This is a genomic window from Streptomyces sp. NPDC093094, from assembly GCF_044754345.1.
In the GTDB taxonomy this organism is placed as follows: Bacteria; Actinomycetota; Actinomycetes; order Streptomycetales; family Streptomycetaceae; genus Streptomyces.
Genome location: NZ_JBIVOX010000029.1, coordinates 53,466 through 77,642 on the forward strand (window position 1 = coordinate 53,466; position 24,177 = coordinate 77,642).

Here is a 24,177-nt window from a genome sequence, read left to right on the forward strand (position 1 = left end):
GCTGCTACGGTGAATCAGGAATTCGCCCGCAGCGTCTGATGCGCCTCGGAGGAGAGAGCTCATGTCGTCTCACATCGCCTTTTTCAACTTCCCGGCGATCGGCCATGTGAATCCCACGCTGGGGGTCGTGGAAGAACTGGTGAAGCGCGGTCACCGGGTCACCTGCACGGTGACGGAACATTTCGTTCCGGCGGTGACCGGCGTAGGCGCGGAACCGGTCGTCTACGAATCGGTCTTCGGTGATTTCTACCGGAGTCCTTACACGGCCGAGGCGAATGCCGGAGAGGGGCTGCGCTGTCTGAACGAGGCGACGTCCCTCGTCGAGCAGGTGGGGCCGTTCTACGAGAAGAACCGGCCGGATGTCATCGCGCACGACTTCATGGCGTGGGGAGCCCGTTTCCACGCCGCGAAGAACGACATCCCGGTGGTCCGGCTGTTCCCGTCGTACGCGTGGAACGAGCAGTTCAACATCCAGGAGAAGTTCCCGCTCGCCGAGTACTCCGACCCCCAGGTCATGGACATGATCGGGAAGTTGACGGCGCTGCTGCCGGAGTTCGGCCTGCCCGCCGACCCGATGGGCTTCTTCCAGGGCATCGAGAAGCTCGGCATCGTCTTCATGCCCCGTCAGTTCCACTACGACGGCGACACGTTCGACGAGCGGTTCGTCTTCGCCGGACCGTGCCTGGGCGACCGCTCGTTCCAGGGCAGCTGGCAGCCCTCCGGTGAGCGACCCGTGCTGCTGGTCTCCCTCGGCACGGCCGCCACCGGCTGGCCGGAGTTCTTCCACGCGGCCGTCGAGGCGTTCCGCGACTCCGAGTGGGACGTCGTCATGGCCGTCGGCGACCACATGGACCCGGCCGCGCTCGGCGACCTGCCCGCCCACATCGACGTCCGCCGGCACGTGCCGCAGCTCGACGTGCTGCGGCACGCCCGGGTGTTCGTCACCCACGGCGGCATGAACTCCACCATGGAGGCGCTCTACCACGGCGTGCCCATGGTCGTGATCCCGCAGATGAACGAGCAGAAGGCCAACGGCCTGCGCGTCGACGAACTGGGCCTCGGCCGCCACCTCGCCAAGGACGACACCACCGCGCAGAGCCTGCGCGCGGCCGTCGACCAGGTCGCGGCCGACGCCGCCGTCGCCGAGCGGGTGCGCGACCTGAGCACCTCCATGCAGGCCGTCGACGGACCCGCCGTCGCCGCCGACGCCATCGAGAACTTCCTCGCCGGTCGCAGCTGAGCCCACCGCTCACACCACCGAGGGGCCCGCGCCCCGGGACACCGCTCCCGGGACACGGGCCCCTCGGCCATGTCCGCCCGCCTCCCGGAACGGCGGCTGAGGTCAGGTTCGAGCCGACTTCGAGCGGCGGCGCCCAAGGTGTCAGCGTGCGGGGGACTGCCCTCATGTCTCATGCGGAGCAACCCGTGATCCCAACCGTCTCTCACCTGGAAGGCACCGTGAAGCGACTTCTCAAGATCGCGGGCGTGGTCCTGACCCTGGGTCTGCTCACCCCCGTCGCCGCCATGGCCGGCACGGACAACGGCACCGACTCCTCCGGCACCGCCGCCGACACCGCGGCCCGCCGCGGCAAGACATTCGCCCGGACCGGCTCACTGACCGCCCCCAAGGGCAAGGGCAGCTTCCGCTTCGGCGTGTCCAGCTCCGCCACGCAGATCGAGGACCTGAACCCCAACACCGACTGGTACAAGTGGACCCAGCCCGCCCCGGACGGCATGGGCCGCAGCCCGTTCGTCGGCGACGGCGTCAAGGGCTACAGCAAGGCGATCGAGGACGTCGACCTGCTCGACGACCTCAACGTCGACTCCTACCGGTTCAGCATCGAATGGGCCCGCGTGGAGCCCAGGCGCAACCAGATCGACGAGGCCGCGCTCGACCACTACAGCGACCAGATCGACGCGCTCCTCGCCCGCGGCATACGCCCGATGATCGTCATCCACCACTTCGCCAACCCCGTCTGGGCCGACAACCCCGAGGACGCCGGCTGCGCGAACGGCCCCTCCGACACCAACCTGTGCGGCCTGGACCACCCCCAGGGCGGCCCCCTCGTCGTCAAGGAGATGGCCGAGCACGCCAAGCTGCTCGCCGAACGCTTCGGCGACCGCGTCGACGAATGGGCCACGGTCAACGAGCCCATGGTCTACATGCTGTTCTCGCACGCCTTCGGCGCGGGCCCGCCCGGCAAGGCCAACCTGCCCACCAACTTCTCCACCAAGTTCGCGCCCGCCATCCGCCAGTACATCAACGCCCACGCCGCCATGTACAAGGCGGTCAAGCGCTACGACCGCGTCGACGCCGACGGCGACGGCCGCGCCTCCGCCATCGGCCTGACCGCCAGCGTCAAGCAGTACATCGCCGTCCGCGACGGGAAGATCAGCACCGAGCCGCGCGACATCGCCGCCCGCGACCGCTTCCGCTACTTCTTCGAGCTGAACTTCCTCAACTCGCTGAAGAACGGCAGCTTCGACGCCGACTTCGACGGCACCGCCGACGAGGCCCACCCCGAGTGGAAGGGCACGATGGACTGGCTGGGCATCCAGCTGTACGACCGCACCGGCGTCACCGACCCCGGCGGCGCGGCCCCCTCCCTGCCGGTGATCGACGTCAACGTGTGCGGTGCCGCGCCCTGTCTGCCGCTGCTCGACCCGTCGTACTTCGTCCCCGCCATGGGCTACGAGTCCGACCCCGACGGCCTCTACCCGGTCCTCAAGGACTTCGCCGCCCGCTTCCCCGGCGTCCCGCTCGTCGTCAGCGAGTCCGGCATCGCCAGTGAGTCCGGCAAGCGCCGCGCCGAGTTCACCGTCCGCGCGCTCCAGCAGATCGAGCGGGTGCGCGCCGAAGGCGTCGACGTCCGCGGCTACTACCACTGGAGCCTGATGGACAACTTCGAGTGGCTGATGGGCTACAGCGCCCGCTTCGGCCTGTACCGGGTGGACCGCACCACCATGGAGCGCATCCCCACCGAGGCCGCGACCGTCTACTCCGAGATCGCCCGCACCCGCTCCCTGACGCCCGCCGTCCGCGCGGCCTACGGCGGCAGCGGCCCGCTGACCCCGGAGCCCGGCGGCGACAGCACCCCGGCACCGTCGTCCCCCGCCGCGACCCCGGCGGGCACCCGCAAGGACTGACCCGACCCCGCCCCGCCCCCCGCTCCCCGCGCCCGGGTGCCGCACCGGCACCGGGGCGCGGCGGATGCGGCACGGCTCCACCCGGTCTCCAGCGCGGCCGCCGACGCTGGGACGGGCACCGTGCACCCCGGGGCGTGCCCCGCCCGGCGCCGGTCCGCTTCAACGCGCTTCAACGCGCTTGACGAGCTTCGAGGATGAGCAGATGAGCTATGCCCAGGTGAACAGCGGCGCCGGCCAGGACATGACCTCCGCCGAGGACGTCACGGCCTTCCTGCGGACGTCGGTCGCAGCCCTGCTGGAGGTCACGCCCGAATCCGTCGACACCGGCCGGCCCCTGCGCGACCTCGGGCTGGACTCGATGCGGATCGTGTCCCTCGTCGCAGCCCTCTCGCAGCACCTGGGCCGGCCCGTACCCGGCTGGGTGGTGTGGCAGTACCCGACGATCGCCGCCGTCGCCGCCCATCTGACCGGCGCCGCCACCACCCCCGCCACCCCGTCGGCCCGGGTCCGCGCCGACGACGGCGAACCGATCGCCGTGGTCGGCCTCGGCTGCCGGCTGCCCGGCGGCGTCGACACCCCCGAGCAGCTCTGGCAGGCCCTCACCGACGGCCTGGACGCGGTCCGTGAGGTGCCCGCCGACCGCTGGAACGTCCACGAGTGGCTGGACCCCGACCCCCGCGCACCCGGCAGGATGAACACCCGCTGGGGCGGCTTCCTCGACGACATCTCCCGCTTCGACGCCGAACTGTTCCGCATCTCCCCGGCCGAGGCCCGGCACATGGACCCCCAGCAGCGCATGGCGCTGGAGGTCGCCTGGGCCGCCCTGGAGGACGCCCGGATCGTGCCCGGCTCCCTGTCCGGCAGCCGCACCGGCGTGTTCCTCGGCGCGATGGCGCAGGAGTACCACCTGGCCACCGGCGCCGACCCGGACGCCATCGGCACCCACTCCGCCGTCGGCTGGGACAACTCGATCATCCCCGCCCGCATCGCCTACACCCTCGGTCTCCAGGGCCCGGTGATGGCCGTCGCCACCGCGTGCAGCTCCTCCCTCACCGCCACCCACCTCGCCGTGCAGAGCCTGCGCCGCGGCGAGAGCGACCTCGCCCTCGCCGGCGGCGTCAACGTGATGCTGCACCCGCACACCACCGTCGCCATGACCAAGTTCGGCGGCATGAACCCCGACGGCCAGTGCCGCGCCTTCGACGCCGGCGCCGGCGGATACGTCCGCGGCGAGGGCTGCGGCGTCGTCGTCCTGCGCCGCCTGTCCGACGCACTCGCCGCCGGGGACCGCGTCTACGCCGTCATCCGCGGCACCGCCGTCAACAACGACGGCGCCTCCAACGGACTGACCGCCCCCAACCCGCAGGCCCAGGTCGACGTCGTACGCGCCGCCTGGCAGGACGCCGGAGTGGAACCCCGCGACGTCTCCTACGTCGAGGCGCACGGCACCGGCACCCTCCTCGGCGACCCCGTGGAGGCGGAGGCACTCGGCACCGTCTTCGCCGAAGGCCGCACCGAAGCACTGCGCCTGGGCTCCGCCAAGACCAACTTCGGCCACCTGGAACCCGCCGCCGGTGTCGTCGGCCTGCTCAAGACCGCCCTCGCCCTGCACCACGGCGAACTTCCCGCGAGCCTGCACTTCGACGAGCCCAACCCGCACATCGACTTCGAACGCAACCGTCTCAGCGTCGTCGCCGAGCACCAGCCCTGGCCCGCCGCCCCCCGCCGCTACGCAGGCGTCAGCGGCTTCGGCTTCGGCGGCACCAACGCCCACGTCGCCCTGGAGGAAGCCCCCTACCGGCGCCGTACGCTCGTGCCCGTCGCCGCCGACAGCGAGCAGACACTGCACGACACCGTCGCCGCCCTCGCCTCCACCGCCACCGCCTCCGGCGCTCCCGCCCACGAGCGGGGCGGCCACCGTGCCGTCGCCGCCGTGACCGGCACCACCGCCGGACTCCTCGCGGGCCCGGTCCGCACCGGGGAACGCCCCCCGCTCACCTTCCTCTTCTCCGGCCACGGCTCGCAGTGGACCGGCATGGGCCGCGACCTGCTCGCCGAACCCGCCTTCCGCACCGCCCTGGACGCCTGCGACCACGCCGTACGCCGGTACACCGGCTGGTCCGTCACCGAGGAACTCCTCGCCGACGACACCCGCTCCCGGCTGCACCGCACCGACGTCGTCCAGCCCGTGCTGTTCTCCGTGCAGATCGCCCTCGCCCGCACCCTGACCGCCTGGGGCCTGGAACCCGACACCGTGCTCGGACAGAGCGTCGGCGAGGTCGCCGCGGCCGTCGTCGCCGGCGCACTCGACCTGGACGAGGGCGCCCGCCTGATCACCACCTGGTCCGCGCTGATCACCGAACGCGCCTCCGGTCTCGGCGCCCTGACCGTCTGCGACCTCGGCGTCGACGAGGCCGCCGAGCTGGCGGCCGACACCGCCCGCGGCATCAGCGTCGCCGGGCACCTCGCCCCCGGCCAGGTCTGCCTGTCCGGCCCCCTGGACGCCGTCGCCGCCCTCGAACGCGACCTCGCCGAACGCGGCATCCGCACCCTGCGCGTCAACATCGACTACGCCTCCCACAGCGACACCCTGCGCGACCTCGCCCCCGAACTCCTCCGCCGCCTCGGCACGGTGCGCACCCGCACCACCTCCGTCCCCTTCTTCTCCACCGTGCTCGCCGAGCCTGTCGACGGCACCGCCCTGGACGCCGCCTACTGGGCCCGCAACATGTGCGAACCGATGCTTCTGGCGGAGTCGGTGACCGCGCTCACCCTCGCCCGCCCCGCCGCCACCCGCGGACTGCGCGTCGTCGAGATCGCCCCGCACCCCGTCGCCCGCCACTCGGTCGAGCGGACCTTCACCGACCTCGGCGACACCCGCTCCGCGGCCCTCGCCACCTGCCGCCGCGACCGCAGCGCCCGCCGCGACCTGGAGGAACTCGCCGCACGCCTGTGGTGCGACGGACACGACATCGACTGGGACGCCGTGCACGGCCGCCAGGAGCGCACCGCCCGCCGCGCGCCCCTCACCCTGCCCGTGTCCGGCAAGACCGAACAGGCCCGCGCCGCGAACGCCGCCCTGCTCGCCGACCGCCTCGACGGCGCCGCTGAGGGCGACCTCCTCGACGCCGCCTACACCGCCGCCCACCATCGCACCCACTTCGAGCACCGGGCCGGTGTCACCGCCGGTTCCGTCGCCGAGGCCGTCGTCGCCCTGCGGGCGCTGGCCGGGGGCCGGGCGCATCCGGATGTGGTGGAGGGTGTGGCTGTCTCCGGTGGTCTGGGGGTGTTGTTCACGGGTCAGGGCAGTCAGCGTCTGGGGATGGGGCGTGCTCTGTACGGGGTGTTCCCGGAGTTCCGGGAGGCGTTCGACGGGGTGGCTGCCGCGCTGGATCCGCATCTGCGGGTGCCGTTGTCGGCGGTGCTGTTCGCGGCCGGGGACAGTGCGGATGCGGAGCTGGTGCATCAGACGGAGTTTGCTCAGCCGGGGCTGTTCGCGGTGGAGGTGGCGTTGTTCCGCCTGTGGCAGGCGTGGGGGATCGTGCCTGCCGCGGTGGCGGGGCATTCGGTGGGTGAGCTGGCGGCCGCGCATGTGGCGGGGGTGCTGGATCTGGCGGACGCGGCGCGGCTGGTGGCGGCGCGGGGCCGGCTGATGCAGGCGTGCGAGGCGGGTGGCGCGATGGCGTCGGTGGAGGCGCCGGAGGCGGAGGTGGCCGGGGTGCTGGCCTCGGTGGGGGGCCGGATCTCGGTGGCCGGGCTGAACGGGCCTGCGCAGACGGTGGTCAGTGGTGACCGTGCGGCGGTGGAGGCGGTGGTCGCGCACTTCGCGGCGGCCGGTCGCCGCACGCGTGCGCTGGTGGTGTCGCATGCTTTCCATTCGCCGCACATGGACGCGATGCTCGTCGAGTACGAGCAGGTCGCCGCCACGGTCACGGTCCGGGCGCCGCAGATTCCGCTGGTGTCGACGGTGACCGGTGGCTGGGCGGGCGTGGAGGAGCTGGCCGATCCGGGGTACTGGGTGCGTCAGGTGCGTGGGGCGGTGCGGTTCCTGGACGCGGTGCGCACGCTGGAGGATTCCGGTATCGCGCGGTATCTGGAGTGCGGTCCGGCGGCGGTGCTGTCGGCGATGGGTGCCGGGTGTGTGGAGAGGGAGGCGGTGTTCGTCGCCTCCCAGCGTGCTCCGCGTTCCGACGGTGATGCCGTGGACGAGGTCCGCACGCTGGTGCGTGCGCTTGCCGCGCTGCATGTGGCGGGTGAGGATCTCGCTTTCGACCGGGTGCTGGCCGGGGGCCGGGCCGTCGCCCTGCCCACCTATGCCTTCCAGCGCGAGCACCACTGGCTGGAGACCACCCGCGACGAACGCTCCGGCACCCGCGGACGCAGCCGGACCGAGGACGCCTTCTGGGACGCCGTCGGCAGCGGCGAGACCGCGAGACTGTCCGAACTCCTCGGCGGCGCCGACGCCGACGCCGTCGCCGCGCTCCTGCCCCACCTCGCCGCCTGGCGTGCACAGCAGGACCGCACGGGCCGCATCGCCGACTGGATCTACGAGGAGACCTGGGAGCCCTCCGCCGTCGCACGCACCACGCCCGCCCTGCACGGACACTGGCTGATCGCCGCCCCCGCCGTCGCCGCCGCCCGCGCCGAACGCCTCGCCGCCACCGTCGCGAGCGCCGGAGCCCGCCCCCACATCCTGACCACCGGCGCCGACCGCCCCGCCTGCGCCGCCATGATCGCCGCCCTGACCGAGGCCCTCGGCGACGACACCCTCACCGGCGTCCTCGCCCTCACCGCCGCTGGCACCACCGGACCCGGCACGACCGCCGACGCCGTGCACAGCCTCACCCTCGCGCAGGCCCTCGCCGACACCGACGTACGGGCCCCGCTGTGGTTCCTCACCGAGAGCGCCGTCTCCGCTCACCCCACCGACCACGCCCCCGACCCCGCCCAGGCCCAGACCTGGGGCCTCGGCCACGTCGTCGCCCTCGAACACGCCTCCCGCTGGGGCGGACTCGTCGACCTGCCCGCCGACCCCGGCGAGAGCGAACTGCGCCAGCTGCTCGCCACCCTCGCCGCGCACGGCACACCCACCGCCGAGGAACACGTCGCGGTACGCCCCTCCGGACGCCTGGTCCGCCGGCTGCGCCGCGCCGCACCGCAGGCCACCGCCCACCCCTTCACCCCGCGCGGCACCGTCCTCGTCACCGGCGGCAGCGGAGCCCTCGCCGGTCACCTCGCCCGCCGCCTCGCCGAACGGGGCGCCGAACACCTCGTCCTCGCCTCCCGGCGCGGCCCCGCCACCGACGGCGCCGCCGCACTCACCGCCGACCTCGAAGCGCTGGGAGCCCGCGTCACCCTCACCGCCTGCGACGTCACCGACCGGCAGCAGCTCGCCGCCCTCATCGACACCCTCGGACGGGACGAGGCCCCGCTGCGCGCCGTCTTCCACACCGCGGGCCTGCTCGACGACCGGCTGCTCGACGGCCAGGACGCCGAGTCCCTCGCCGCCGCCGCCGCACCCAAGCTCACCGCGGCCCTCCACCTGGACGAGCTCACCCGCGGCCTCGACCTCGACGCGTTCGTGCTCTACTCCTCCGTCGTCGGTGTCCTCGGCAACCTCGGCCAGGCCAACTACGCCGCCGCCAACGCCGCCCTCGACGCCCTCGCCGTCCGCCGCCGCGCCGCCGGACTGCCCGCCGTCTCCGTCGCCTGGGGCCCCTGGGCCGACGGCGGCATGACCCACGGCGCCGCCGAGACCCAGCTGCGCCGCATCGGCCTCGAACCCATGCCCGCGCCGCACGCGCTGGACGCCCTGGACGCCGTCCTCGACCGGGGCCCCACCGCCCTCGTCGCCGGTATCGACTGGACCCGCGCCGCCACCGCCTACACCGAAGGCCGCGACCGGCCCTTCCTGCGCACGGTCCCCGAGGCCGCCCGCGCCCTGGCGGACGCCGGCCCCGCCGAGACCGGCACACCGCTGCGCGCCACCCTTCTCGAACTGCCCGAGGACGCCCGCGCCGACCATGTGCGCCGTCTGCTGGCCGTCGAGGCCGCCGCCGTCCTCGGCGCGAAGGACCCCGAGGCCCTCGACCCCGAGCGCGGCTTCAAGGATCTCGGCTTCGACTCCATGATGTCCGTCGACTTCAGTGTCCGCGTCCAGCAGCGCACCGGCGTCCTCACCCCGAGGACCCTCGTCTTCGACCATCCGAACCTGGCCGCCGCCACCCGCTGGCTGCTCACCGAACTCGCCCCCGCCCCGCAGACCGCACCGGCGGCGGACACCGGCAGCCGCCGCCCCGCCGACGAACCCCTCGCCGTCGTCGGCGTCGGCCTGCGCATGCCCGGCGACGCCCACGACCTCGACAGCCTCTGGCAGGTCCTCGCCGAGGGCCGCGACACGGTCACCACCGTGCCCGCCGACCGCTTCGACGTCGACGCCCACTACGACCCCGACCCCGACGCCGAGGGCCGCACCTACACCCGCCACGCCTCCTTCCTCGGCGACGTGGCCCACTTCGACGCCGCGTTCTTCGGCATCAGCCCCCGCGAGGCCGAACCGATGGACCCGCAGCACCGGCTGCTGCTGGAGGCCGCCTGGAACTCCCTGGAGAACGCCGGCATCCGCCCGCGCGACCTGCGCGACAGCACCACCGGCGTCTTCGTCGGCGCGGGCGTCGGCGAGTACGGCAAGCACCGGCAGGGCGGCACCGCCGACACCTACACCCTGACCGGCACCCTGCCCAGCTTCAACGCCGGCCGGCTCTCCTACCACCTCGGTCTCCAGGGACCGGCGCTGTCCGTCGACACTGCCTGCTCCTCCTCCCTCGTCGCCCTGCACCTGGCCTGCGAGGCGCTGCGCTCCGACGAGTGCGAACTGGCCCTCGCGGGCGGCGTGCAGGTCCTCGCCGACCCTGGCGCGTTCGTGGCCCTCAGCCGTTCCCACGCGCTCGCGCCCGACGGCCGCAGCAAGACGTTCTCCGCCGAGGCCGACGGCTACGGACGCGGCGAGGGCGTCGGCGTGATCGCGCTGATGCGGCTGTCCGACGCCGTGGCCCAGAACCGCACCGTGCTCGGCGTGATCCGGGCGACCGCCGTCAACCACGACGGCGCCAGCAGCGGCATCACCGCCCCCAACGGCTCCTCCCAGCAGAAGGTCATCCGCACCGCCCTCGCCTCGGCCGGACTCACCTCCGCCGACGTCGACTACGTCGAGTGCCACGGCACCGGCACCTCCCTGGGCGACCCCATCGAGGTGCAGGCCCTGGCCGCCGTCTACGGCGAGGGCCGGGCACCGGGTCACGAACTCGGCCTCGGCACGGCCAAGAGCGTCATCGGCCACCTGGAGTCGGCGGCCGGCATCGCGGGCGTCTGCAAGGTCCTCGCCTCCTTCCGCCACGACGCGCTGCCCGCGACCCTCAACAGCAGCCCCCGCAACCCGAACATCGCCTGGGACGACCTCCCGGTCCGTGTCGTCGACGAACTCGAACCGTGGCAGCGGGACGCCGCGCGTCCGCGTCGTGCGGGTGTGTCGTCGTTCGGTCTGAGCGGCACCAACGCCCACGTGATCGTGGAGGAGCCGCCCGTCTCCGAGCCCGTTCCCGAAGAGGCCGCCGGTCCGGTGCCGGTGGTGGTGTCGGGGCGCGACGAGGCTGCGGTGCGGGAGCAGGCGGGGCGCTGGGCGTCCTGGCTGTCCGGCCGCGAGGACGTGGCCCTGGCCGATGTCGCCGTCACGGCGGCCCGGCACCGTACGCACTTCGAGTCGCGGGCGAGCGTCGTGGCCGCCGGTACGGCCGAGCTGGTGGAGGCGCTGGAGGCGCTGGCCGCCGGTGAGGCGCACGACGCGGTGGTCACGGGGACGGCCGAGCGGCGCGGGAAGGTCGTCTTCGTCTACCCGGGCCAGGGCTCGCAGTGGGTCGGCATGGGCCGTGAACTCCTCGCCGAGAGCCCGGTGTTCCGGGAGACGGTCGCAGCGTGCGACGCGGCACTGCGTCCCTTCACCGGCTGGTCGGTGCGGGAGGTCCTGGCCGGTGAGGAGGGAGACCACCCGCCCTTCGACCGCGTCGACGTGGTCCAGCCGGCCCTCTTCGCGATGGGTGTGGCCCTGTCGGCGCTGTGGCGCTCCCTCGGTGTGGAGCCCGCCGCGGTGGTGGGTCACTCGCAGGGCGAGGTCGTCGCGGCGGTCGTCAGCGGGGCGGTGTCGCTGGAGCAGGGTGCCCAGATCGTCGCGGCGCGCTCGCAGGCGGTCCTCGCGTGCGCCGGTCAGGGCGGCATGGCCCTGATCGAACGCCCCGTCGCCCAGGTGGAGGAGTTCCTCGCCCCCTACGGCGACGCCCTGTCGGTCGCGGCCGTCAACACCGCAGGGTCCACCGTGATCTCGGGACAGGCGGACGCCATCGCCGGGATCGTCACCGAACTCCAGGCCAAGGACGTCTACGCCCGCAAGATCAATGTGGACTACGCCTCCCACAACGCCCAGATGGACCCCCTCCTGCCGGGCCTGGCCTCCCAGTTCGAACACCTCACCCCGCAGACCGCGGACATCGCCTTCTACTCGACGGTGACCGGTGAGACCGCCACCGGCACGGAGCTCGACGGCACGTACTGGTGCCGCAACCTGCGCGAGCCCGTCCGCTTCGACCGCGCCCTGAACAGGCTCCTCGACGACGGCCACACGGTCCTCGTCGAGATCTCCGCCCACCCCGTGCTGTCCATGCCGCTGACCGACGGCAGCGCCGAGCGCGGCGGCATCGTCGTCGGCTCGCTCAGCCGACGGGCCGGTGGCACGGCCCGGCTGCTGCGCAACCTGGGTCTGCTGCACGTCCAGGGCCACACACTCGACTGGGACAAGGTGCTGGGCACCGGCACGGTCCTCCCGCTGCCGACCTACGCCTTCCAGCGCGAGCTGTACTGGGCGGACGTACCGAGGACGAACGGCGACGCCGGATCGCTCGGCCTGGACGCCTCCACGCACCCGTGGATCGGTGCGGTGACGCCGCTGGCCGACGGCGAGGGCCATCTGATCACCGGGCGGCTGTCGCTCGCCGAGCAGCCCTGGCTCACGGACCACACGGTCTTCGGATCGGTCATCGTGCCCGGCACGGGACTGCTGGAACTGGCCACCGCCGCCGCGCACGAGGCGGGCGCGGCCGGGGTCGCCCAGCTGACACTGGCCGAACCGCTGGTGATCGACGACGCCGTACGGATCCAGATCACCGTCGGCGCACCGGACACCTCGGGCCGCCGGACGATCACCGTCCACAGCAGCCCCGAGACCGCGCCCACCGAATGGACGCAGCACGCGTCCGGTGAGCTGGCCGGGTCCGCCGCCGATCCGGACACCTCGGGCTTCGGCGAGCTGGCGCAGTGGCCGGTGCCGGGTGCGGAACGGGTCGGACTCGACGGTTTCTACGACCGGTTCGCCGCACAGGGCATCGACTACGGCCCGGTGTTCCGCGGCCTGACCGAGCTGTGGCGCAAGGGCGACACCGCCTACGGCCTCGTCCGCCTGCCGGACCCCTCCGCCGGAGCCGAGTTCCTGCTGCATCCCGCGCTGCTGGACACCGCCCTGCACGTGATGAAGGGCGTGGCCCGCGAGGAGGCCCCGGGCGCGCTGCTGCCGTTCGAATGGAGCGACGTCGACCTGCACGCGGCGGGCGGCGGTGAACTGCGCGTACGGATCGACGTGTCCGCCGGCACCGAAGGCGCCGAGGGCGGCCAGGAGATCCGGGTGTGGGCCTGCGACCCGGCCGGCGGGCCCGTCGTACGGATCGGGGCGCTGCATCTGCGCCGGGCGACGGCCGGGCAGCTGCGGGCCGCGCGCGGCGGCGCCGACGGACTGCACCGCCTGGAGTTCCAGCAGGTCACGGCCCCCACGGTGCCGGGCCCGGTCGCGGACGCGGTGCTCACAGGCACGGGCCTGGTCGCCGGACTGCTGGGCGTACCGGCGCTCGCGGACGGGGAGGCCCTGACCGCGCGGCTCGCCGCGGGCCCGGACGCTCCTGCCCGGATCGTCGTCGACGCCACCGGACGGCCCCCCTTCGACAGCGCGCCCGAGGCCGCCTACCGGGCGACCGAGTTCGCCCTGGCGCAGCTCCAGGAGCTGCTGTCCGACGAGCGGCTCACGGACACGGAACTGGTGTGGGTGACGCGCGGCAGCGTCGCCGCCGCGCCCGGCGACACCCTCGGCGGACTGCCGTACGCGCCCCTGTGGGGCCTGGTCAGGTCCGCACGGGCCGAGCACCCCGAGCGCGCGCTGCGCCTGGTCGACCTCGGCCCGGACGACGCCGACCGGGACGCGCTCGCCCGCGCCCTCGCGGTCACCGGCGAACCCGAACTGGCCGTCCGGGACGGCGAGGTGCGGGCCGCCCGCCTGGTGCGGGCCGCCGCGGACGACGACGGAGCCGCGGTACGGGCCCTCGACCCCGAGGGCGTGGTGCTCATCACCGGCGGTACCGGCGAGCTGGGCCGGGAGACCGCACGCCACCTGGTCCGCCACCACGGTGTGCGGCACCTGGTGCTGACCTCACGGCGCGGGACGGACGCCCCCGGCGCCGCCGAACTCATCCACGAACTGGAAGAAGAAGGTGCGCGATGCGTACGAGTGGTGGCCTGTGATGTCTCTCGGCGCGATGACGTGGCGCAGGTGCTCCGTGACGCTGCGCAGGGCCGCCCGTGGACTGCGGTCCTGCACCTCGCGGGAGTCCTGGACGACGGTGTCCTCCTCGGCCAGGACGCGCGGCGGCTCTCCCGCGTGATGGCCCCGAAGGTCACGGGCGTCCACCACCTGGACGAGCTCACCCGTGACCTGGACCTGGCGGCCTTCGTGCTGTTCTCCTCCGCCGCTGGCACCGTCGGCACGGCGGGGCAGAGCATCTACGGATCCGCCAACGCCTACCTCGACGCGTTCGCCGCCCGGAGGCGCGCCGAGGGCCGCCCGGCCACCAGCCTCGCCTGGGGGCTGTGGCACCAGGCAGGCGTCGGCATGACCTCCCACCTGGGCACGGTCGAGCTGGAGCGGATGCGCCGCCAGGGCATCGCCCCGCTGCCCTTCGACCAGGGGCTGGCGCTGCTGGACACGGTGCTGGCCCGCCCGGCCGGCGACTTCGTGCCCGTGCTGCTCGACCTGCGGTCCGTACAGCGGGACGCCGACCAGGGAGGCGACGTGCCCGCCCTGTTCCGGGCGCTCGTACGGGCCCGGCTGCGCCGTGCGGTCGGCGGTTCCGGATCCGGCTCCGGCGACGGCACGGGTGGCACCGCAGGTCTGCGCGAGCGGCTGCTCGCAGCGGCCGAGGAGCAGCGCACGGAGCTGGTCACGGAGGTGGTGCTGCGCGAGGTCGCCACGGTGCTGGGCCTCTCCGGCGCCGGGACGCTCGCCCCGCAGCAGGTGCTCAAGGACCTGGGCCTCGACTCGCTGATGGCGGTCGAACTGCGCCGCCGTCTCTCCTCGGAGACCGGCCTGTCGCTGCCCGCGACCCTCGCCTTCGACTACCCGACCCCCGAGCACATCGCCCGGCTGGTCCTGACCCGTATGGACCTGCCCTCGGCCACGGGGTCCGCCCCGGCCTCCGGCACCGCGGCCGGCGACGACACGGAGTCCCTGCCGAGCTGGGCCGAGGACGCCGGGTCCGGGGGAGAGCGGTCCCTGGACGACATCAACGCGGAGCTCAACGCGCTGCTGGAGGCGTCGGGCCTCGACCTCGACTGACCCCGGCTCCACCGGAAGGCCCCCGGAACACCGGGGGCCTTCCCCTTTTTCCGGCATCTTCTTCGTCCCCGAATTCGGCGCCCTTTTTCAGGAATGCGGAATTGAGCGATCCTCATCGTCGATTCCATTCGGATTGACGCTGAAGCAGAGGTTCGCTTGAGGGCTGTTCGAGGAAAATTCCGCCCCTCGACTCCCCGCCGTAGGGTCCCTCGAAGGGTCGGGATTCCGAAAGGGCTGGAAATGTCGATGTCGATGTCGAACCAGGACCGGATGGAAGCTGCTCTTCCTGCGATTCGTGCGTTGCAGAAGCGTGCGGCGGATCTTGAGGTGCGTCAGGCGCGGTTGCGTGAGCCGGTCGCGGTGGTGTCGATGGCGTGCCGGCTGCCCGGTGGTATCGACAGCCCGGAGGGGTTCTGGGAGCTGCTGGCCTGCGGCGGCGACGCGGTCGGCGGGCTGCCCGAGCGGTGGCGGGGTCTTGACCTGTACGACGCCGATCCGGAGGCGGTGGGCAAGAGCTACGCCCGTGAGGGCGGGTTCATCGAGGGCGTGGAGGGTTTTGATGCCGCGTTCTTCGGGATCTCGCCGCGTGAGGCGCTGTCGATGGATCCGCAGCAGCGGCTGGTGCTGGAGGCGTCGTGGGAGGCGCTGGAGCGTGCGGGGGTGCGTCCGGATTCGCTGGGTGAGAGCCGTACGGGTGTGTATCTGGGGACGATGAGTTCGGATTACGGGGATCTGGGCCGTGATCTGGATGCGCTCGACGGTTATGTGAGTACGGGCAAGGCGTCGAGTGTGGTGTCGGGCCGGGTGTCGTACACGCTGGGGCTTCAGGGTCCTGCGATCACGGTGGACACGGCGTGTTCGTCGTCGTTGGTGGCGGTGCATCTGGCGGTGCAGGCGTTGCGGCAGGGGGAGTGTGAGCTGGCTCTTGCCGGTGGTGTGACGGTGATGAGTGCGCCGTCGTTGTTCGTGGAGTTCTCGCGGTTGAAGGGGATGGCGGCGGACGGGCGCTGCAAGTCTTTCTCGGCCGCTGCGGACGGTGCGGGCTGGGCGGAGGGCGTGGGTGTCCTGGTCCTGAAGCGGCTGTCGGTGGCGGAGCGTGACGGGGACCGGGTGCTGGCGGTGATCCGGGGTTCGGCGGTGAACCAGGACGGGCGCAGTCAGGGTCTGACGGCTCCGAACGGTCCGTCGCAGCAGCGGGTGATCCGGGATGCGCTGGCCGCGGCGCGGCTGGTTCCGGGGGACATCGATGCGATCGAGGCGCACGGCACGGGGACGTCGTTGGGTGATCCGATCGAGGCGGGTGCGCTGGCCGAGGTGTTCGGTCCGGGGCGGGATGCCGGTGCTCCGGTCTGGCTGGGTTCGTCGAAGTCGAACATCGGGCATGCGCAGGCTGCTGCCGGTGTGGTCGGTGTGATCAAGATGGTGCTCGCTCTCCAGAACGGCCTCCTGCCCAGGACCCTCCACGTCGGCGAGCCGAGCCCGCACATCCAGTGGGACGGCAGCGGACTGGCTCTGCTCGACGAGGCCCGCACCTGGGAGCGGGACGCCGCGCGTCCGCGTCGTGCGGGTGTGTCGTCGTTCGGGCTGAGCGGCACCAACGCCCACGTCGTCCTGGAGGAGGCCCCGGTCCGGGAACCCGGGCTGTCCGGCGAGGTCGTCGGTCCGGTGCCGGTGGTGGTGTCGGGGCGTGACGAGGCTGCGGTGCGGGAGCAGGCGGGGCGCTGGGCGTCCTGGCTGTCCGCCCGCGAGGACGTGGCCCTGGCCGACGTCGCCGTCACGGCGGCCCGGCACCGTACGCACTTCGAGTCGCGGGCGAGTGTCGTCGCGGCGGACACGGCCACCCTCGTGGAGGCGCTGGAGGCCCTTGCCGAGGGTCGTGCTCATGACGCGGTGGTGACCGGTGCCGCCCAGCGGCGCGGGAAGGTCGTGTTCGTCTACCCGGGCCAGGGTTCGCAGTGGGTGGGCATGGGCCGTGAACTCCTCGCCACCAGCGGTGTGTTCCGGGAGACGGTGGAGGCGTGTGACGCGGCGCTGCGCCCGTTCACCGGCTGGTCGGTGCGGGAGGTCCTGGCCGGCGAGGAGGGCGAGCACCCGCCCTTCGACCGGGTCGACGTGGTCCAGCCGGCCCTGTTCGCGATGGGTGTGGCCCTGTCGGCGCTGTGGCGCTCGCTGGGCGTGGAGCCCGCCGCGGTGGTGGGTCACTCGCAGGGCGAGGTCGTCGCGGCGGTGGTCAGCGGGGCGCTCACCCTGGAGCAGGGTGCGCAGATCGTCGCGGCCCGTTCCCGGGCCGTCTTGGCGTGTGCCGGGCAGGGCGGGATGGCGCTGATCGAGCGCCCCGTCGCCCAGGTGGAGGAGTTCCTCGCCCCCTACGGGGAGGCCCTGTCGGTCGCGGCCGTGAACACGGCCGGTTCGACGATCATCTCCGGTGAGGCTTCGGCGATCGGGCAGATCGTCACCGAGCTCCAGGCCAAGGACGTCTACGCCCGCAAGATCAATGTGGACTACGCCTCCCACAACGCCCAGATGGACCCGCTCCTGCCGGGCCTGGCGGCAGAGTTCGAGAACCTCACGCCGCAGACGGCACAGATCCCCCTCTACTCGACGGTGACCAGTGAGGTCGCCACCGGCATCGAGCTGGACGGCGGTTACTGGTGCCGCAACCTGCGCGAGCCGGTCCGCTTCGACCGCGCCCTCACCAAACTTCTCGACGACGGGCACACGGTCTTCGTCGAGATCTCCGCCCACCCGGTGCTGTCGATGCCCCTGACCGACGGCAGCGCCGAGCGCGGCGGTATCGTCGTCGGCTCGCTCGCCCGCAACCACGGCACCCACGCCCAGCTCCTGCGCAACCTGGGCCTGCTCCACGTCCAGGGCCACCAGCTGGACTGGGACAAGGTGCTGCCCACCGGCTCCCTCCTTCCCCTCCCCACCTACGCCTTCCAGCGCGAGCGCTACTGGCGCGAGGCCACCGTGCCGTCCGGCGCGGGCCGCCGTGCGGGGGCGGGCGCGGGAACGGTGGGACATCCCTGGCTGCGGGACGCGACGGTGCTGGCGGACGGTGAGGGGCAGGTACTGACGGGCGGGGTGTCGCTCGCCGAGGACCCGTGGCTGAAGGACCACGCGGTCTTCGACACCGTGCTGCTGCCGGGGACCGGCCTGCTCGACCTGGCCCTGGCCGCGGCGCGGCAGGCCGGTGCGGGCACGGTCGAGCAGCTGACGCTGCTGGAGCCGCTGCGGCTGCCCGGCGGTGACGGTGACGAGAGCGGCGAGGTCGCGCTCCAGGTCATCGTCGGTGCCGCGGACGGCGGCGGTGCGCGCGGCGTGCGCATTTACAGCCGTCGGGAGGGCGCGCAGACCGAGTGGACGGAGCACGCCTCCGGGACCCTGGGCGAGAGGCAGGGCTCCGAGCCGGACCCGGCCGCTTTCGCCGAGCTCCGCGCCTGGCCCGTGGCCGGTGCCGAGCGCGTCGAACTCGACGAGGTGTACGAGCGGTTCGCCGACGGAGGCATCGACTACGGCCCCGCCTTCCGCGGCCTGACCGAGCTGTGGCGCAAGGGCGACACCGCGTACGGGCTCGTCCGGCTGCCCGAGGGCATGGAGCCCGGTGGCCACGGTCTGCATCCGGCCCTGACGGACGCGGCCCTGCACACACTGGCTGCCGTGCGGGGGCGGGACGGTGCGGACCGGGCGACCGTGGCGCTGCCGTTCGAATGGAACGGGGTGGAGGCGCGCGCCGAGGCGGGCGGCACCCTGCGGGTGCGGCTGCGGCTGGACGCCGACGGCACCGGCGCGGCGGTCCAGGTGGCCGACGGGGCGGGGGACCCGGTCGGCTCGGTGCGCAGGCTGCGGCTGCGGGAGGCGACGGCGGAGCAGGTACGCGCCGAAGGGCCCGTGGACCACCTGTACCAGGTGGTGTTCCAGCCGCTGCGGGCAGCGGGCGCCGCCTCGGCCGGGGACGACGTCTGGGTGCTGGGCGGTGACGGCCGGCTCGCCGAGGAACTGGGGGCACGGGTCTTCGCGGCCGGCCCCGACCGGCTGCCGGAGCTGCTGGAGCGGGAACGCCCGCCGCGGCGGCTGCTCGTCGACGCCACGGCCGACGCCGGACCGCTGGAGACGGCGACGCGGCATCTGGAACTGCTCCGGTCGCTGCTCGCCGAATCCCGCCTGGAGAAGGCGGAGCTGGTGTGGGTGACGTGCCGCAGCACGGCCGCCGTGGACGGCGACCGGGTGGCGGGGCTGGCACAGGCCCCGCTGTGGGGTCTGCTGCGCACGGCGCGCAGCGAGCACACCGAGCGGGCCGTGCGGCTCGTCGACCTCGGGGGCACGGCCGCAGATCGCGCCGCCCTCGGGCACGCCCTGGCCGCGGCGGACGAGCCGGAGATCGCGCTGCGCGACGGAGGCATGCTCGTACCCCGGCTGGTGCGGGCCGCCGCGTCCGCGCCGTCCGCCCCGCGGGCACCGCGCCCGCTGTCCGCCGGCCGGGTGCTGGTCACCGGCGGCACGGGCGAGCTGGGCCGGACGCTGGCCGGGCATCTGGTGCGCGAGCACGGCGTACGGCACCTGGTGCTGACCTCCCGGAGCGGGGACGCAGCGCCCGGCGCCGGGGAACTGGTCGGTGAACTCACCGCCGCGGGCGCCGAGTCCGTACGTCTCGTGGCCTGCGACGTCGCCGACCGGCAGCAGACCGAGGCCCTGCTGGACAGCACGGACGAGCTGCCGTGGACGGGTGTCTTCCATCTCGCGGGCGTCCTCGACGACGGTCTGCTGGCCGGCCAGGACGGTGCACGGCTGTCCGCGGTACTGGCGCCGAAGGCCCTCGGCGCGCTGCACCTGCACGAGCTGACCGAGGACCTGGACCTCGCCGCGTTCGTGCTGTTCTCCTCGGTCGCCGGGGTGTTCGGCAGCGCGGGCCAGTCCACCTACGCCGCCGCGAACACCTTCCTGGACGCGCTCGCCGCGCACCGCGCCGCCGGCGGCCGCGCCGCGGTGAGCCTGTCCTGGGGACTGTGGCAGCAGCAGGGCATCGGCATGACCGCCCGCCTGGGGCAGGCGGAGCTGTCCCGGATGCGCCGTCACGGCATCGCCGCGATGCCCGCCCGGCACGCCCTGCGGCTGCTGGACACGGCGCTGGCCCGGCCGCAGGCCCATCTCGTCCCCGTCCGGCTCGAACCGGGACGGCTGCGCCGCCGAGCCGACGACCGGGGCGCGCTGCCGCCGCTGCTGCACCGGCTGGTCGCACCGCGCCCGCGCACGGACGGCGCCGGAACGCCCGCGACGCTGCGCGAACGGCTCGCGACGCTGCCCGGCCCGGCCCGGCAGGCATCGCTGACGCGGCTGGCGCAGCGCGAGGCGGGCGTGGTCCTCGGCCGCACCGGGCAGGACGCGGTGGGCGCGGACCTGGTCCTGAAGGATCTGGGGCTGGACTCCCTCATGGCGGTCGAACTGCGCCGCCGGCTGTGCGCGCAGACCGGTCTGACGCTTCCCGCCACCCTCGCCTTCGACCACCCCACGTGCACGGCGGTCGCCGCGTTCCTCGACGGCCTGCTGTTCCCCTCCGACAGCCCCGAGGCAGGCGGTGCCGGGGCGGCGGCGGGCGGACACGCACGGCCGGGCGACGACGCGGTCGCCGTGGTGTCCATGGCCTGCCGGCTGCCCGGCGGCATCGACACCCCGGAAGGCTTCTGGGACCTGCTGACCGCAGAACACGGCGACGCCGTCGGTGACCTCCCGGAGCGCTGGAGCCACCTGGACCTGTACGACCCCGACCCGGCCGCGACCGGCAAGAGCTACGCCCGCACGGGCGGTTTCCTCGACGGCGTCGAGGACTTCGACGCCGAGTTCTTCGGGATCTCCCCGCGCGAGGCCCAGGCGATGGACCCGCAGCAGCGGCTCGTGCTGGAGACGTCCTGGGAAGCGCTGGAGCGGGCGGGCATCCGCCCCGACACCCTGCGCGCCAGCCGTACCGGCGTGTACCTGGGCACCATGGGCTCCGACTACGTCCGCCCCGGTGACGACCTCGACGCCCTCGACGGATACGTCGGCACCGGCAACGCCGCCAGTGTCGTCTCCGGCCGTGTCTCCTACGCGCTCGGGCTCCAGGGCCCGGCGGTCACCGTCGACACCGCCTGCTCCTCCTCCCTGGTCGCCCTGCACCTCGCCGCGGGCGCCCTGCGCTCGGGCGAGTGCGAACTCGCTGTCGCGGGCGGGGTGACCGTGATGGCGGGACCGTCGCTGTTCGTGGAGTTCTCCCGGCTCAAGGGCATGGCGCCCGACGGCCGCTGCAAGTCCTTCTCGGCCGCCGCCGACGGCGCCGGGTGGGCCGAGGGCGCCGGTGTCCTGGTCCTGAAGCGGCTGGCGGACGCCGAACGCGACGGCGACCGGGTGCTCGCGGTCATCCGCGGCTCGGCGGTCAACCAGGACGGCCGCAGCCAGGGCCTGACCGCCCCCAACGGGCCCGCCCAGCAGCGCGTGATCCGGGACGCGCTGGCCGCGTCCCGGCTCACCCCCGCCGACATCGACGCCGTCGAGGCGCACGGCACCGGCACCCCGCTCGGCGACCCCATCGAGGCAGGCGCCCTGGCCGGCGTCTTCGGGCCGGAGCGCACGGCCGAACGGCCGCTGTGGCTGGGGTCGTCGAAGTCGAACATCGGACACGCGCAGGCCGCCGCCGGTGTCGTCGGCGTGATGAAGATGATCCTCGCCCTCCAGCACGACACCCTGCCCAGGACCCTCCACGCCGACGAGCCCAGCCCGCACATCCAGTGGGACGGCAGCGGACTGGAACTGCTGCACCGGCCGCGCCCGTGGCACCGCGACGCCGGCCGCCCTCGCCGCGCCGGGGTGTCCTCCTTCGGCCTGAGCGGCACCAACGCCCATCTCGTCCTTGAGGAGGCACCCCCGGTCCCCGGCCCGCAGGAGCCCGGCATCCCGGACACACCCGCAACGGGACTGCCGTTGCTGCTGTCCGGCCGCGACGAGGCGGCCCTGCGGGCCCAGGCCGGACGCTGGGCCGACTGGCTGGCCGCCGGGCCCCGGCACGCCCTGCCCGGCGCCGCGTACACGGCGGCCGTCCGCCGCACCCACTTCGCCCGCCGTGCCGTGGTGCACGCCCAGCAGCCGGACCGGACCGTCGAGGGCCTGCGCGCTCTCGCCGAGGGCCGGCCGCACCCCGGCGTCACCGTCACCGGGCACACCGGCGGACCGCTGGCCGTGCTCTTCACCGGACAGGGCAGCCAGCGGCCGGGCATGGGCCGTGACCTGTACGGCGCCTTCCCGGCGTTCGCCGAGGCCCTCGACGAGATCGACGACCACCTCGCACCGCTGCTGGGCACCTCGCTCACGGAGGTGCTGTGGGGTGAGGACGCGGAGGTGCTGGAGCGTACGGAGTTCGCGCAGCCGGCGTTGTTCGCGGTGGAGGTGGCGCTGTTCCGGCTGATGGAGTCGCTGGGGGTGCGGCCGGATGTGGTGGCCGGTCATTCGGTGGGTGAGATCGCTGCCGCGCATGTGGCGGGGATGCTGGATCTGGCGGACGCGGCGCGGCTGGTGGCGGTGCGTGGCCGGCTGATGCAGGCGCTGCCGGTCGGCGGTGCCATGGTCGCCGTACAGGCCACCGAGGACGAGGTCGCCGCCCGGCTCGCCGACCGCACCGACCAGGTCGGCATCGCCGCCGTGAACGGGCCGTCGTCCGTGGTCATGTCCGGCGACAAGTACGCCGTGCTGGAACTCGCCGGCATGTGGCAGGCGGAGGGACGGCGGGTGAAGCGGCTGCGTGTCTCGCACGCCTTCCACTCGCCGCTGATGGAGCCGATGCTCGACGAGTTCCGCGCCGAGCTGCGACGGCTGCCGCTGCGCTGCCCGGCCCCCGACGCCGCCGAGGGCGCCGGTACCCGCCCGGTGTTCGTCTCCGGTGTCACCCCCGGAGTCACCGACGCCCGGGACGTGGCCTGCGCCGAGTACTGGGTGCGGCACGCACGACAGGCCGTACGGTTCGCCGACAGCGTGCGTCACCTGGAGGACCTCGGCACCGGCATGCTGCTGGAACTGGGCCCCGACACCGTGCTCGCCCCCCTGGCCGAGGCATGCCTGAGCGGGGACCGCGCCCTCGGCCTGGCCTCGGCGATGCGCCGGGACCGCGACGAGGTGCGCACCCTGACCGATGCCGTCGCCGCAGCGCACCTGTTCGGCACCGATGTCGACTGGGAGGCGTACTTCGCCGCCCTGTCCGCCCGCCCGGAGCAGCCGGTACCGCACACCGCCGGTCTGCCGACCTATCCCTTCCAGCGGCGCCGCTTCTGGACCGAGGCCGCCCGCGCTCCCCGTACGGCCGCCCCGGCCGGCGTCCGCGCCACCGGGCATCCGCTGCTCGGCGCGGCCGTGGAACTCCCCGAGGGACGCGGTCTGGTGATGACGGGCCGGCTGTCCCTGGCGGACCAGCCGTGGCTCGCCGACCACACGGTCGCCGGAGCCGTCCTGTTCCCGGGCACCGGTTTTGTGGAGCTGGTGGGGCGGGCGGGGGAGCGGCTGGGTTGTGGTGTGGTGGAGGAGCTGACGTTGCAGGCGCCGCTGGTGCTGCCGGAGCGTGGTGCGGTGGTGGTGCAGGTGGTGGCCGATGCGGAGGACGAGGGTGCGCGGCGTGCGGTGAGTGTGTATGCGCGGGCCGAGGACGCGGGTGCGGACGTGGGTGCGGTGGAGTGGTCGCTGCACGCGCGGGGTGTGCTGGCTCCGGCCGATGACACCGGCATCGCCGTACCGGCCGCCGGGGACACCGCATGGCCGCCGCCGTACGCCCGTCCTCTGGACGTCGACGGTTTCTACACGACGCTCGGCGACGGCGACGGTGTGGTGTACGGCCCCCGGTTCCGGGGTCTGCGCGGCGCCTGGTCCGCGGGCGCCGAGCTGTACGCCGAGGTCGCGCTTCCCGACGACGGCCTCACCGACCCCGAGTCCTACGGTCTGCACCCGGCCCTGTTCGACGCCTGCCTGCACGTCCTCGGTCTCGGCGACGCGACGCCCGCCGCCGACGCCACTGATGTCGCCCTGCCGTTCTCGTGGTCGGGGGTGCGGGTGGTGCGTGGTGGGTGCCGTGTGGTGCGGGTGCGGGTGGTGCCGGTGGGTGAGGGTGCGGTGTCGTTGACGGTCACCGATGAGGCCGGTGCTCTGGTGGCGTCGGTGGGTTCGCTGGTGCTGCGTGCGGTGTCGGTGGGGCAGCTGGCGGGTGTGCGGGGGGTGCATGAGTCGTTGTTCCGGGTGGAGTGGGAGCGGGTGGCGAATGCTGCCGTCGCCGGGCCTGTCGATGTGCCGGACGGTGTGCGGGTGGTGCGGGTCGG

Annotated in this window: 4 protein-coding genes; all 4 read left to right on the top strand. The window is 73.8% G+C overall.

Annotated elements, in window-relative coordinates:
- The first annotated feature begins 61 nt into the window (after nt 1-61).
- Complete coding sequence (locus ACIQGV_RS36970; protein ID WP_402503205.1) at nt 62-1,240, top strand: macrolide family glycosyltransferase; 1,179 nt, start codon at nt 62-64, stop codon at nt 1,238-1,240.
- Between the two features lie 218 nt (nt 1,241-1,458).
- On the top strand, nt 1,459-3,147 hold the full coding sequence (locus ACIQGV_RS36975; protein WP_402503208.1) for a glycoside hydrolase family 1 protein: 1,689 nt from the start codon (nt 1,459-1,461) through the stop codon (nt 3,145-3,147).
- Nucleotides 3,148-3,349: 202 nt separating this feature from the next.
- Nucleotides 3,350-14,851: an SDR family NAD(P)-dependent oxidoreductase gene (locus tag ACIQGV_RS36980; protein WP_402503210.1), complete on the top strand. Its 11,502-nt coding sequence runs from the start codon at nt 3,350-3,352 to the stop codon at nt 14,849-14,851.
- A 300-nt stretch (nt 14,852-15,151) separates the two neighbouring features.
- Nucleotides 15,152-24,177, top strand: a 9,026-nt coding sequence (locus ACIQGV_RS36985) for a type I polyketide synthase (RefSeq protein WP_402503212.1), incomplete at its 3' end; no start/stop codon positions are given.